Here is a 12283-nt window from a genome sequence, read left to right on the forward strand (position 1 = left end):
AGAATAGACGTTACAAATCGAGCGTAAACGGCTCCACCAGCACCCAGTCGCCGCGGCTAACGCCATCGCAGTCGGCGTCCAGCACGATAAAACAATTGGCCATACTGGCAACTTTCAGTTGGTGGGAGTCTTGCGGTCCGGCCGCGGCTACCGTGAGCTCGCCGTTCTCGCCCTGTTTCAAAATACCGCGCTGGTATTCGCTGCGGCCCGGTACTTTGCGCAGTTGGCTGTCGCTCCGAACCCGTAACTGTAACGGCGGACGAGGTAGGGCGCCGAGCAGGCAGTCGAGACCGGGTTTTACAAATTTGTGGTAGGTGACCAGCACCGCGACCGGATTGCCGGGTAAACCGAAATACCAGCAGTCGCCTATCTTGCCGAAGGCCAACGGCTTGCCGGGTTTGATCGCCAGTTTCCAGAAATTAACTTGTCCGCATTTTTCCAAAACCTGCTTGACGTAATCGGCGTCTCCCACCGACGCGCCGCCGGTCGACACCAGGGCGTCTAGGTACGCCGCGGCACCGATCAACGTGGCCTCCAACGCCAGCGGATCGTCTTTGACCGTGCCCAGATCATGGACTTCGAAGTTCGGGTCGTCCAGCATGGCCGCCAGCAAATACCGGTTGCTATCGTAGATTTGGCCGACATCCAATTCGGCTCCGAGCGGCGCCAATTCGTCGCCGGTGGAAAAAAAGCCGATCCGCACGCGGCGCCTGACCTTGACTGCAGCGATGCCGGCCGCAGCCAGTAAGCCGATGTCGCGCGGAGTCAGCTTTTTCGGCGCCCGCAACAGCAATTCATCGGCTTTGAAGTCGCTGCCGGCCGGGCGGATATTTTTTTGAAAAAGGCACGGCGCAAAAAACGAAATCTGCTCGGCCTCGGCGCGGGTTTGCTCTTGAGCGACCACGCTGTCGGCCGCGTCCGGAACCACGGCGCCGGTGAATATGCGGATGCATTCGCCCAGGCCCAGCGTCCCGTTGAACGGTTTGCCGGCCCAGGCAGTGCCGACCATGCGCAGGCGGAAATCGGCTGCTCCGGATAGGCCGGCGGCGGCGAAGGCGTAGCCGTCCATTGCCGCATTCCGTTGCGGCGGCATGTCGATTGCCGCAAAGACGTCTTCGGCCAAGGTTCGCCCTAAAGCCCGACTCAAGTCGACGATTTCCGCGCCGGATAACGGCTGGATGGTTTGACTGATTCGCGACAGTGCCTGCTCGGCGGAAAGCAGCGCGTTTTGCGGGGGGAAGCAGATATCGTTCACTGGGAATGGCTCAAAAATGGGTGCAGGATAAAATCGGCTATAGCTTTAGGATCGTTTAAATCCAAACAGGGTCGGTCGGGCGGAGTCGGCAACGGCCGATCGCTGGCTACGGCGATGATCCACGGATCGTGCGGGTACAGTAAGGGCTTACCCAGTGCCGGTCGATGCAACTCGATTTTCGGAAACGTTTCGTCTCTGAATCCCTCCACCAACACTAAATCGAGTTGGATGCCGGACAAAGCGGCCAATTGATCGGCCAATTTCACGTCGGCGGTCGGCGACAGTTCTTCCACGATTGCGCGCCGATATTGCGAGACCAGCAGCACCGGGCTTGCTCCGGCTTTTCTCAACTCGAAGCTGTCTTTACCGGGTTTGTCGATTTCGAAATCATGGTGGCTGTGTTTGATCACACCGATTCTTAGCGCATGCGCTTTCAGCAACGGGATCAATTTTGCCAACAGCGTGGTTTTGCCGGTGCCGCTGAAGGCTGCAAAGCCCAGGACCGGAGGACAAGAAAGGGGCATGAGAAATTCGTCGTTAACCTAACCGGCGCTATTCTAAGTTATTATGCCGGCCGGTGTAGAGAAAGGACCAGACTGGAATGGTACGGATCGGAATACTGTTGGCGCTGATAATCGGAGTTTTGGCCTACCGCTGGTACACAACGACGCCGTCGGCTGCGCTTCGTCGCCAATTTCGCCGCGCTCTTTGGATTCTGGCGGTCGTCTTGCTGGCAGTTGCATTGTTGACCGGGAAGCTGAACGGTTTAGTGGCGCTGTTGGGCGTGCTGCTGGCATTTATAGTCAGACTCATGCCGGTGCTACTGAACTATGCGCCGCAACTGCACCGGCTGTGGCGGATATTCAAGGAAAGTCCGGATGATCGCCGTCGCCAGCCGCCCCGCGCGCCGGAGCCTGACATGACTCGAGAGCAGGCTTTGCAAATCCTCGGTTTAAAGCCCGGCGCCACCGAGCAGGAAATTGTCGCCGCCCACCGTATCTTGATTGCCAAAATGCACCCCGATCGCGGCGGCTCCGATTATTTGGCTGCACAAATCAACCTGGCTAAAAAAATCCTGCTCGGCCGCTAATTTGGCTTGCCGGCTGGCCGCGCAATTGGTTTTTCGAGATACGGCTTGTTTTAGATAAGCGTGAGATCCGTCACTATCTTTTTTCGATATTTTAGTGCTGGCTCGAATTTTTACCGGTTTAGCGTCGGCGGTGGTGGCAAAAGCAAACGCGGCACAGATTAAAATAAAATTAAAAAAAGAGATGTGTGCCGCAAAAAAAGCAATAAATTCAATTTATAACACGAAACTTTTAAAGTTATACTGCGACTCGCCGTTAAGGTCAGTGGCCGTATCGACCCTCCAACAATAAGCATGGCCGGCCACTTGGAGACCCGGGTTTTCAAGTTACTTAACCAACGAAAACAGGGCGCTTCGGGCCAAAGGCATAAAGAGGTTTTAAAAAGGAAGAACGGTTATCCGGCTGGATAATAAATAATAATTGAATCGGCAAGCCAAAATACCTGGGAGATTAATCATGATGGAAGAAACTTTAGACGTAATAAAAGATATGGATATTCCGGATTTTATTTCTTTTGAGGATGTGGAGGACGAAGTAGTTGAAGTCGATCCTACCGAAACTTTCAAACTTGCAGAGATAGAGAGCAACGATTCGCAGAGCGACAGCGGCTTCGACGCGACGCGCGCTTATCTTAACGAACTCAGTAAATCCCAGTTATTGACTGCCGACGAGGAAAAAATATACGGCAAACGCACCCAGCAGGGCGACCCGCAAGCACGAAAAATCATGATCGAAAGCAATCTGCGCTTGGTGGTCAAGATTTCCCGCCGCTATTTGAACAGAGGCTTACCGTTGCTCGATTTGATCGAGGAAGGCAACCTGGGTTTGATCCGGGCCGTAGAAAAATTCGATCCGGACCGCGGTTTCCGTTTTTCCACCTATGCCACTTGGTGGATTAGACAAACCATCGAGCGGGCGATTATGAACCAGACCCGGACGATTCGTTTGCCGATCCACATCGTCAAGGAAATGAACATCTATTTGAAAGCGCAACGGAATCTGGCGCAACAGCTTGACCACGAACCGACGGTCGACGAAATTGCCAAACATCTGGACAAACCGGCAAAAACCGTCAGTAAAATGCTGAAACTGAACGAACGGGTGACATCGGTCGACGTTTCTTTCGGTAAGGATTTCGATAAGCCGTTGCTGGAAACCATATCCGAGGAAGAAAGCCGCAATCCTGCGGAAATACTGCAAGATGATTTCATCCAACACAACGTCACCTATTGGGTGTACCAATTGGCCGAGAAGCAACGCGAGGTGATTTGCCGGCGCTACGGCTTGTGCGGTTTCGAAAACGCCACACTGGAACAAGTCGCGTTGGAATTAGGCGTAACTCGCGAACGGGTTCGGCAAATCCAGATGGACGGCTTGAAGCGCTTGAAGGAAATCCTGGAAAGCAGCGGTTATTCCTTCGAATCCATCTTCAGTTAAAACACACCGATCGACCATCCAACCGCTCCCACTGCGACAGTGGGAGCCGGTTAGACATATCAAATCCCACTATTGCGACTGGTAGAGCGGCAGATTATCGAGCCTCTTGTCGATCTCGGAAATTAGGTCTTTGTAGGGTTTGCTACCGACATTTTCGAAACGCTGTTTAAAATCCGCTTCGTCCAACTGTTCCGGCAGATCTTGTACGTCGGGGACAATCGCCGAGTAGTCTTTGGTTTCGGCCATTACTTTTTGCAAACTCCGCGCCGTAGTTTTGGAGGCAATAGCCATTCGGCCGAAGCGGGTGCCGGCCATGTCGGCGGATAAATCGATGAAGCTGAAACCGCTGCCTTGGCGTGCATCGCCCAACTCTTTGTCGACCCCCATTTTTTCGCTTAATAAAGACGAATCCACCGCGGCCAGCAAAGCCGATGCGATGAAATGCTGCGGAATATCCACGCGTTTGTAGGCGAAAACCGGATACTCCTTGCTGTACACCAAACCCAACGGCAAATAGCGGCGCAAGTCGCGCTTGTAGATGTAACTGGCCACGGCGATGATGATGGCCCGATTTTCCTGGATGGCATCGGCTTCGCGGGTATTTTGGTAAGCGCTGGCGAATAAAGGTTGCAATAAATCGATCAAGGACAGGCGCCAGCTTGGGTCGTGCCGGCCGACGATGTCGTTGATTTGTTGTTGGTAAAGATGCAGGTTGGGATACTCGGCGTGTTTCCGGATCACCAATTGTTTGGCGGCATCGACAATCGAGCCCAAATAACCGATCTCCAGCGTTTGCGGTCCGATTCGCACATTTTTCACGTACTGTGCCAAAACCTGCCAATAGTCATTTAAAGGCGTATTTCTGACCAAAGCCGGAATTACCAGATTTGCTGCCGGGTCCGGGATCGATATCTCGCCGACCTTGAACGACTTCAAGCGAATGGCGTCGTTTACTTGGCGCACGCTGAAGCTGAAATCCAGATAACGGCCCAATAAAGTTTCCGGTACGAATACGGCAATCTGGCAGTCGATTCGGTCTTGGCCGAAATGGACCTGGGTCGTGTTTTCGACGAAATGGTCCAGCAGATAGCTGACGGCGATATTCAAGTCCTTTTGATCCAGATAGACGGTTTTCAACTGGTTGCGTTCTTCGGGCCGCACGTAAAGCAGTTGTTTGGCCCGTTGGATGTCCTCGCGCGTCAAGCCCTGATTCAGGCTGGGCAACGGCGAGTCGTCTATCGCAAATAACAACACTACCGCTAACAGCACTGCCGTCGAAAACAGCGCGAATAACAAAGCCTTCAACATTGATCGAAGATCAGCTCGAAATTCGCTTCTTCCAGATAATGCATCTCTTTTTTCAAATCGGCGTAGGTCAACGGCGCTTGTTCCAGCCAACCGTCCGGAAACGCGAGTTTGATCTTGTTGCCGTCGATCTCGATCTTGAAATCGGCGCGTTGGCTGTGGCGGTTACGGTGCAACACAGTCGCCAGTCGAAACACGATGGCCATAATAGGCGCGTTTTGCCGCCACGGCGCCGGCAGGTCGGCAAAGCGCTCCGGGCGCAACTTTTTCCGGTGGCTGCGCACCAATTTCGACAACAGCAATTGGTCTTGTTTGGAAAATCCGGCCAGATCGCCGTTTTCCAGAATGTAGGCGCTATGTTTGTGGTACTGGCTATGGGCGATTTCGAAACCGATTTCGTGCAGCTCCGCCGTCCATTCCAGAAATTGCAGGCTGGCGAGGTTGTCGTTGAAGCAGGGGTGTTGATCCAATTGGCGTACGATGTAACGCAGGGTTTCTTTGAGTTGCTCGCTGTGTTTCTGGTCGGTATGGTAACGGGCGGCAATGGTTTTGCTGGTCTGCGAACGAATGTCGTCGTTATAGATGCGGCCCAATAGGTCCTGAACCAAGCCCTCGCGCAACGCGCCGTCCGACACGGTCATCTGCTCGATATTCAGCGTTTTGAACGTCGCGTAAACGATAGCGACCGCGCCGATAAAGACCGGGCGACGCTCGATGCTCAGCGCCGGAAAATTGATTTGTTCGACTTTATCCAGCTTCAATAGCTGAGCGACCAATTGCTCCATCCCGGCCATCGTAATGCCGTTGTTACTCCAGCCGGAGGCCTGCAGTACATTGCTGATCGCTTTCAGGCTGCCGGAGGCGCCGATTGCCTCATCCCAGTTCTTGGAGTTGAACGTGTTTTGGAACGGTTCCAGATGCTGTTCGGCGAACAGCGTGGCTTTGCGGAACGCTCTCTTATTGATTTCGCCGTTTTTAAAAAAAAGCTGGCTGACCGTCACGCAACCCATATTCAGGCTTTCCTTGGTATGGGCGACATCGTTGCGGCCGATGATGTACTCGGTACTGCTGCCGCCGATATCCATCACGAAGCGGTTATTGGCGTTACTGGCCAGACTGTGGGCCACACCTTGGTAGATCAAACGGGCTTCTTCGATACCGGAAATAATATGGATCGGATGGCCCAACGCCCGTTCGGCCTTTTTGATGAACAGGTGAGAGTTTTTGGCGATACGCAAGGTATTGGTGCCGACAATCGCGACGCTGTTCGGCGGAAAATTGCGGATACGTTGTCCGAAGCGTTCCAGACAAGCCAGCGCCCGTTCCTGCGTAGCCTGGTCCAGGTACTTTTGCGAATCCAGCCCCGCTGCCAGGCGCACCATTTCTTTCAATCGATCCAGGGTTTGCAACTTGCCGTCGTGCAAACTGCAAATGATCATGTGGAAACTGTTGGAGCCAAGATCGACCGCGGCGACGCTGGTCGGTATTTGCTGGGGCACGAGTCTGTTCCTGTTCGGACTACGGAGAAAAGGCGGAGTCTGATAGAATTCCGCAGCTTAACCGGCGATACCTATCCCAACAGTCGCCAGCCATCTACGACGGCCATTATAACTTAGAGCATGACGGCTTTATCCATTCAAAACTTAAAAAAAACCTATGGCAATGGCTTCGAAGCCTTGAAAGGTGTGGATTTGGAAGTCGAACGCGGCGATTTTTTCGCGCTGCTTGGCCCCAACGGTGCCGGCAAATCCACGCTAATCGGCATCATCAGTTCTCTGGTCAATAAAACCAGCGGTAAGGTCAGAATCTTCGACCACGACCTGGATACCGACCCGGTCGCGGCGAAAACCTGCATCGGCGCGGTTCCGCAGGAAATCAACTTCAACCAATTCGAAACCTGCTTTAGCGTGGTTTTCAACCAAGCCGGTTACTACGGCATTCCGCGCAAGCTAGCGATGCAGCGCACGGAGCAATGTTTGCGCCAGGTCGAGCTGTGGGATAAACGCGATACTGTGTCGCGGCGGCTGTCGGGCGGCATGAAACGGCGCTTGATGATTGCCCGGGCCATGGTGCATTCGCCGCGGCTGTTGATTCTCGACGAACCGACCGCCGGAGTCGACATCGAGATTCGGCGCTCGATGTGGGAGATGATGCAGGAAGTTAACCGGCAGGGGACAACCATTATCCTGACCACCCACTATCTGGAAGAGGCGGAAAGCCTGTGCCGCCACATCGCCATCATCAACAACGGCCAGATCATCGAGAAATCGGCGATGCACCAATTGCTGGGCCGGATGCATACCGACCATTTCGTGCTGGATGTCGGAGCCACTCTAACCGGCGCACCGGCGATCCCCGGTTACCATATCGAATTGGTCTCGGAACGCAGCCTGGAAGTCGCCGTGCCGAAAAGCCTGGGTTTAAACCGATTATTCCAGGAATTATCGGCGCGGCAGATCGAAGTTTTGAGCCTGCGCAACAAATCCAACCGTCTCGAACAACTTTTCCTGGACTTGGTGCAATGAACTATTCCGTGGCTTTTTTTACGATACTGATCAAGGAAATCCGCCGCTTCACCCGCATCTGGCCGCAAACTCTGCTGCCGCCGGCCATCACTACGGCATTGTATTTTCTGATCTTCGGCAAACTGATCGGCGACCGGATCGGTCTGGTGCACGGCGTGCGCTATATGGATTACATCGTCCCCGGCATTATTTTGATGTCGGTGATCAGCCATTCCTATTCGAACGTGGTTTCGTCTTTCTATTCGACCAAGTTTCAGCGCCACATCGAAGAGTTGCTGGTGGCGCCGGTGCCGAATTACGTGATTTTGTCCGGTTACGTCTGCGGCGGCATCGCCCGCGGCGTATTGGTCGGTTTGGTCGTGGCCGGCATTTCGATGGTGTTCACCGACACCGCAATTTTGCATTGGGATATCGCTGCCGCGGTATTCGTGCTGACGGCGACCTTGTTCGCTTTGGCAGGGTTTATCAATGCGGTGTTCGCCGACAGTTTCGATGACATTTCCATCATCCCGAACTTCATCCTGACGCCGCTCAGCTACCTGGGCGGCGTATTTTATTCGGTGGAAATGCTGCCCGGCATTTGGCAGAAGGTCGCCCAAGGCAATCCGATTCTGTACATGATCAACGCCTTCCGTTACGGCATGATCGGGGTCAGCGACGTCAAGATTCAGCTTGCGTTCGCGATGACGGCCGGTTTTATCCTGCTGTTGGCCAGCCTCAGCCTGTATTTATTGCATAAAGGCATCGGCATCAAAAACTGAATCATTCCAAAGGTAGCAGCATGTTGCGCAGGCCGATCGGATTTTTGATCGCGATAAAACGGTTCTGCACCACGATCAGTTCGTCGTCCTGGAATTTTTTCAATAGTCGGCTGACGGTTTCCAACGCCAAACCGAGATGGTTGCCGATTTCCTGCCGGGTCAGCGATAACTTGAATTCCGACGACGAAAAACCGCGCCGTTTCAAACGTTCCGACAGGCTGATCAAAAAGTAGGCCAGACGCTCGTCGGCCGGCCGCTTGCTCAGCACCAACTGGTTTTTGTCCTCCAGCATTTTTTCGCCGGTATGGCGGAACAGTTCCCGGGTCAGACTCGGCACGTTTTTGAACACGTCTTCCATGTTGTCGGCCGGCAATATGCAAAAACTCATGGTTTCCAGCGCAATTGCCGCGCAACTGTGTTTGTCCTCCGACAGGCCGTCGAAACCCAACAGTTCGCCGGGCAGCAGAATATTCAGAATATGTTCGTTGCCGTGGCTGTCGTTCGCCACCAGTTTGGCGCTACCGGATTTGATGGCCAGAATGCCGCGGAAGTTGTCGCCTTCCCGATAGATGAAATCGCCGCGTTGCAAGGTCTTGCGGGCTCTTACCACTTGGCTGATGTTGTTGATCTCGCTCTGCGACAGGCCGCGCGGCAAACAAATATTGTCCAGGCCGCAGTTGGCGCAATTGACTTGATTTTTAATCGTCACGTTAAGCTAATTTTCCGATAAAGAAGGTAGATGCGCCGGCCTCGGCCGGCTACCGACTCATCCCGAGTCCGTTTTTTGTACTGAAAATCATTCCTGCTGATGGTAGGCAATGATGCGCTCGACTTCGTTTTTCGAGCCCAAAATCAGCGGTACCCGCTGATGGATACTATTCGGTTTCACATCCAGAATCCGCTCGCGGCCGGTGCTGCATAAACCGCCGGCCTGTTCGATGATAAACGCCATCGGATTGGCTTCGTACATCAGACGCAATTTTCCGGGTTTGCTCGGGTCGCGCAAGTCGTGCGGATACAGAAACACGCCGCCGCGGTTCAGGATCCGGTAAACCTCGGCCACCAGCGACGCTACCCAGCGCATGTTGAAGTTTTTGCCGCGCGGGCCGTCTTCGCCGGCCACGCATTCGTCGATGTAGCGCTTGACCGGCGGCTCCCAAAAACGCTGGTTGGACATGTTAATGGCAAACTCGCTGCTGTCTTCCGGAATTTTCATATTGCAATGGGTCAGGATGAACTCGCCGACGTCCTGGTCCAGCGTAAAGCCGTTGACGCCGTTGCCGGTGGTCAGCACCAGCATCGTCGACGGTCCGTACAATACGAATCCGGCGCAGACCTGTTCGGTGCCGCGGCGCAGAAAATCCTCGGTTTCCGGTTCGATGCCCTCGCGGCAGCGCAAAATAGAGAAGATGGTGCCGACGGTCATATTGATGTCGATATTGGACGACCCGTCCAGCGGATCGAACAAAACCAGGTATTTGCCTTTCGGATATTGCTTCGGAATCTTGATCGGATCGTTGATTTCCTCGGAGGCCATCCCGCCCAGCGAACCGCTCCAATCCAAGGCTTTGACCATAATATCGTTGGTGATGATGTCCAGTTTTTTCTGGACCTCGCCCTGGACGTTTTCCGATTCGGCGCTGCCTAACACGCCGATCAAGGCACCGCAATTCACCCGATGCGATATTTGTTTGCAGGCGGTGACGATGTTGTTCAGCAACAAGGTAAAAGTCCCCGAGGCATCCGGCAGGCCGCGCTGCTGTTCGATGATGAACTGGGTAAGGGTGACTTGTTGGTTAGACATGAATGTGTATCTCCAATGGATAAACGGAGCGCGTCGCGGCCGGTAGGCCGGAGCGAAAATGAGTGTAAAGGTTGAACGTGAGCGGGCTGTTCAAGGTTAGGGCGCTAGACTTTTTCGCTTAACAAGCTTTGCGGAGACGCTATTGGTGAGTGTTCTTGGGCAGGTTTGCCATGTTGGGCATCCATAAAACCGGGCTTCAATCCTTTTTCTTCGAATTGCTGTCTCAGATAGTCGAGACGCGCGTTAATTTTTTCGACCGTTTCGGCCGATTCGCTCCAGAAACGGGTATTGACGCTACCGTCGTAACAGGAGAGCTTGCAATGTATTGTAGCAAGTTCCGGTGGGGTAATGGTAATGCTCACTACCCAGTTATTCTGGCCCGCCGGGTTGCCGCTGCCGCCACGCTCGTGCTCTACGATCAGCTCCAGCAGGTCCGGTTTACCGTTTTGCAGGAAAGGCAGCTCCAACACCCAAACCTGGCGCGGCGCATCGTCTTTGGGCAACGAGTGCAACTGGTCCAGAGTCAATTTTGCCAGACTGCCCTCGGCTTGCTGCAACAGTTCTCTTAACAGCGCGGTACTGGAGGTAGCGGGATGTTCGGCCGCCGCCGGCTTTAATTCCAATGCCAGTTCAGCAATAAACTTGCCCAGTCTTAGCTTGAAGTCGTCCATCAACGTTTGCGGCGCCGAACTCTGCCGGCCGGCTTGCGCCAATTTTGCTTCCAGAAACAACCCGGAACCGGCGACGGCTGTTTTCAAGCCAGCAGGCTGGAACAGCGCGGATTTATCCGGGATGGCGCGCAAAATCTGCAACGCCAAATGTTTCAGAGTTTCGCCGACGGTTTTATCGGCGACCAGTTCGCCGATGCCGCGATCCAGCCGATCCAACAATACCTGCGGAGAACTTTGCTGCGGCAGCGCTTGTTTGAAAGCGGCAGCGACCAGTTCTGCACCGGAATCCGCCGGCGCTAGCTTGGCGCTGAACAACGGCTGCGATCCGACCTTGACCAGTTGCAATTCGATCCGGTTGCCTGGAACCAGCGCCGGCTTGGCCGGATCGGCCTCGGTCAGATGACGGCTGTCCAGCGTCACCGGCTGCGCCGGCGAACGACTAGCGGCGTTATCGGTTGCAGTGTGTCCGGCCGGCGGCGCGGTGGCTAGTTGTAGGGTCACGTTCTGTTTGCCGACGCTGACAACTTGGGCCGACACTGATTGGCCGAGTTGCTGGTTTGTTAGGGGATTGCCGGCTACCGCCGCTTGCGGCGGCGTTGGGGTAGGCACCAATTTCAGCAGCGGCGCTTCGCCGCCGGCCGTCGGGTTGGCATTGGCCGGCAGCGCCGGTGCGATCAATTTGAATTCCGGAGTCGGCAATAATTTGACCACTTGCAATTGCAAACTTTGTCCGACAGCAATCGGCAAGGGCAGGGGAGTTTGCAGCGTCAGTGCCTTGCCGGCCAGATTCACTGTCAGTAAATTCGCTTGCGCTTGATTGACAACGATCTTGGCTTCCAGAACCTGATTCAGTTTCAACTCCGGAAAGGCGGCGCTGACTTTGTTCAGTGCGGCTTGCAGATGCGCATCCAGCGGCAATTTGATTTCCACGTGCGTCACCTTGCCGCCGGCACAGCGGCTATTCCAGCGCCAGGATAAACGCCCATTGTTCGGCGCTGACCGGCATGATCGACAACCGATTGCCGCGCCGCAACAAAGCCAACTCGCCCAGCTCGGATTTGGTTTTCAGCTCGCGCAAACTGATCGTGCGTGACAGTTTGCGCACGAACTTGACGTCGACCATAAACCAGGTCGGCTTATCCGGATTGCTTTTCGGATCGAAATGCTTGTCGTCCGGATCGAACGCGGTGAAATCCGGATAACTTTCTCTGGCCACCTCGGCAATGCCGACGATACCGGGTTCGTCGCAATTGGAGTGGTAAAAAAATATTTGGTCGCCGATTTTCATCTCGTCGCGCATCATGTTGCGCGCCTGGTAATTGCGGACGCCGTCCCAATGCTCGGTTTGCTGCGGCCGTGCGCACAAATCGTCGATGCCGAAGGTTTCCGGTTCCGATTTCATCAGCCAATAACGCATACATTCTCCTTGATATTCGA

General features: G+C 54.3%; 12 protein-coding genes. 4 read left to right on the forward strand and 8 right to left on the reverse strand.

Annotated elements, in window-relative coordinates:
• Positions 1 to 10: 10 nt before the first annotated feature.
• Both glp and mobB read right to left on the reverse strand, forming a co-directional pair.
• Positions 11 to 1255 (reverse strand): gephyrin-like molybdotransferase Glp, encoded by a 1245-nt coding sequence (gene glp, locus VXJ35_RS11255; RefSeq protein ID WP_064021622.1) that lies wholly within the window; start codon positions 1253 to 1255, stop codon positions 11 to 13.
• Positions 1252 to 1779, reverse strand: a complete 528-nt coding sequence (gene mobB, locus VXJ35_RS11260) for a molybdopterin-guanine dinucleotide biosynthesis protein B (RefSeq protein ID WP_064021623.1) — start codon at positions 1777 to 1779, stop codon at positions 1252 to 1254. Before mobB ends, glp begins: the two co-directional genes overlap by 4 nt.
• Before the next feature lie 254 nt (positions 1780 to 2033).
• On the opposite strand from mobB, the gene VXJ35_RS11265 reads away from it, so the two are divergent.
• Together VXJ35_RS11265 and rpoS are read left to right on the forward strand one after the other, a co-directional pair.
• Positions 2034 to 2345, forward strand: coding sequence for a hypothetical protein (locus VXJ35_RS11265; RefSeq protein ID WP_231914898.1), 312 nt, complete (start codon positions 2034 to 2036; stop codon positions 2343 to 2345).
• Between the two features lie 454 nt (positions 2346 to 2799).
• Positions 2800 to 3780: an RNA polymerase sigma factor RpoS gene (gene rpoS, locus VXJ35_RS11270; protein WP_064021625.1), complete on the forward strand. Its 981-nt coding sequence runs from the start codon at positions 2800 to 2802 to the stop codon at positions 3778 to 3780.
• A 69-nt stretch (positions 3781 to 3849) separates the two neighbouring features.
• Here rpoS and VXJ35_RS11275 read toward each other — a convergent pair whose 3' ends face one another.
• Both VXJ35_RS11275 and ppx read right to left on the reverse strand, forming a co-directional pair.
• A complete protein-coding gene (locus tag VXJ35_RS11275) occupies positions 3850 to 5088 on the reverse strand; it encodes a hypothetical protein (protein WP_064021626.1) in 1239 nt (412 codons plus the stop codon).
• The gene (gene ppx / locus VXJ35_RS11280; protein WP_064021627.1) at positions 5082 to 6584 is read right to left on the reverse strand and encodes an exopolyphosphatase; all 1503 of its coding nucleotides are present in this window, start codon (positions 6582 to 6584) and stop codon (positions 5082 to 5084) included. The genes VXJ35_RS11275 and ppx overlap by 7 nt, the downstream gene beginning before the upstream one ends.
• A 120-nt stretch (positions 6585 to 6704) precedes the next feature.
• On the opposite strand from ppx, the gene VXJ35_RS11285 reads away from it, so the two are divergent.
• Both VXJ35_RS11285 and VXJ35_RS11290 read left to right on the forward strand, forming a co-directional pair.
• Positions 6705 to 7610 carry an ABC transporter ATP-binding protein gene (locus VXJ35_RS11285; RefSeq protein WP_064021628.1) on the forward strand — a complete coding sequence of 302 codons (906 nt, stop codon included), beginning with the start codon at positions 6705 to 6707 and terminating at the stop codon, positions 7608 to 7610.
• Positions 7607 to 8371: an ABC transporter permease gene (locus VXJ35_RS11290; protein WP_064021629.1), complete on the forward strand. Its 765-nt coding sequence runs from the start codon at positions 7607 to 7609 to the stop codon at positions 8369 to 8371. Before VXJ35_RS11285 ends, VXJ35_RS11290 begins: the two co-directional genes overlap by 4 nt.
• Before the next feature lies 1 nt (position 8372).
• Here VXJ35_RS11290 and VXJ35_RS11295 read toward each other — a convergent pair whose 3' ends face one another.
• The 4 genes from VXJ35_RS11295 to VXJ35_RS11310 all read right to left on the reverse strand — a co-directional run bounded on the left by VXJ35_RS11295 (position 8373) and on the right by VXJ35_RS11310 (position 12263).
• Entirely contained in the window at positions 8373 to 9080 is a 708-nt protein-coding gene (locus VXJ35_RS11295; protein WP_054761407.1) for a helix-turn-helix domain-containing protein, read from the reverse strand.
• Between the two features lie 87 nt (positions 9081 to 9167).
• Positions 9168 to 10175, reverse strand: coding sequence for a class 1 fructose-bisphosphatase (locus VXJ35_RS11300; protein WP_064021630.1), 1008 nt, complete (start codon positions 10173 to 10175; stop codon positions 9168 to 9170).
• Between the two features lie 104 nt (positions 10176 to 10279).
• Entirely contained in the window at positions 10280 to 11776 is a 1497-nt protein-coding gene (locus VXJ35_RS11305; protein ID WP_157198147.1) for a flagellar hook-length control protein FliK, read from the reverse strand.
• Between the two features lie 28 nt (positions 11777 to 11804).
• Positions 11805 to 12263 (reverse strand): EVE domain-containing protein, encoded by a 459-nt coding sequence (locus tag VXJ35_RS11310; RefSeq protein ID WP_064021632.1) that lies wholly within the window; start codon positions 12261 to 12263, stop codon positions 11805 to 11807.
• Positions 12264 to 12283 lie beyond the last annotated feature (20 nt).

This window comes from Methylomonas sp. DH-1 (assembly GCF_046097555.1).
Taxonomy (GTDB): Bacteria; Pseudomonadota; Gammaproteobacteria; order Methylococcales; family Methylomonadaceae; genus Methylomonas; species Methylomonas koyamae.

Coding starts and splice junctions, on each gene's coding strand:
- VXJ35_RS11290 (WP_064021629.1), top strand. CDS start 7,607: ATGAACTATTCCGTGGCTTTTTTTACGATACTGATCAAGGAAATCCGC.
- VXJ35_RS11300 (WP_064021630.1), bottom strand. CDS start 10,175: ATGTCTAACCAACAAGTCACCCTTACCCAGTTCATCATCGAACAGCAG.
- VXJ35_RS11310 (WP_064021632.1), bottom strand. CDS start 12,263: ATGCGTTATTGGCTGATGAAATCGGAACCGGAAACCTTCGGCATCGAC.
- rpoS (WP_064021625.1), top strand. CDS start 2,800: ATGATGGAAGAAACTTTAGACGTAATAAAAGATATGGATATTCCGGAT.
- VXJ35_RS11275 (WP_064021626.1), bottom strand. CDS start 5,088: ATGTTGAAGGCTTTGTTATTCGCGCTGTTTTCGACGGCAGTGCTGTTA.
- mobB (WP_064021623.1), bottom strand. CDS start 1,779: ATGCCCCTTTCTTGTCCTCCGGTCCTGGGCTTTGCAGCCTTCAGCGGC.
- VXJ35_RS11285 (WP_064021628.1), top strand. CDS start 6,705: ATGACGGCTTTATCCATTCAAAACTTAAAAAAAACCTATGGCAATGGC.